Source organism: Rhodococcus sp. A14, from assembly GCF_011603105.1.
Taxonomy (GTDB): domain Bacteria; phylum Actinomycetota; class Actinomycetes; order Mycobacteriales; family Mycobacteriaceae; genus Rhodococcus_F; species Rhodococcus_F opacus.
This window is the reverse complement of the sequence record NZ_JAAOQS010000318.1, coordinates 1-528: the sequence shown is the minus strand read 5'-3', so window position 1 is coordinate 528 and position 528 is coordinate 1. Positions and strand designations below refer to the sequence as shown.

General features: G+C 67.6%; 1 protein-coding gene and 1 pseudogene. Both read right to left on the bottom strand.

The window, feature by feature from the left end:
- A partial coding sequence (locus G9373_RS45635) for an Ada metal-binding domain-containing protein (protein WP_277346763.1) occupies positions 1-172 on the bottom strand: 172 nt, incomplete at its 3' end.
- 95 nt (positions 173-267) lie between these two features.
- A pseudogene (locus G9373_RS45630) lies at positions 268-528 on the bottom strand (c-type cytochrome biogenesis protein CcmI); the annotation flags it as partial.

The window sequence follows — 528 nt, the reverse complement described above, 5'->3', positions numbered from 1 at the left end:
TTTCGGGACGCGGCAGGCGCGACGGGCTGCTCGGCTGGCAATACACGCCGGTGGTCTTCACGGCATAGACGAATTGCCCGTCGGCAGAGGGATCGCGCGCCAGCACGCGAGTCCAGCGCGGGTCGTGTTCGACGAGGGTGGTGTCCGGTACGGGGCGGGCGGAGGATTGCATGACGTCATCCAATGGACTGGGATGACTGTACTGTAGGTGTGGCCCCCTGGCGGGACACTCCGGGTCTTGCGGTCAAATTCGAAGCAGCGCACGCGTCACTTGACGCGGGGTGCTTTTTGCTGATCGGCGCGCGCGGCAGCCAGGTTGGTGGCGATCTGCTTGGCACCGGCAGATTCGGGCGGCAGCAACTGGTAGAGGCGCTCCCAGTGGGCGATGGCATCGCTCACGTCACCTCGTTCGACGGCGGCGGAAGCGGCCAGGGCCAGCGCTTTGGGCTCGTCCGGGTCGGCCTTCAGGGCTAGGCGCACCTGCTCGATGGGTGCACCAGCCAGGGTGCCGCCCTGGGCGGTTGCGAG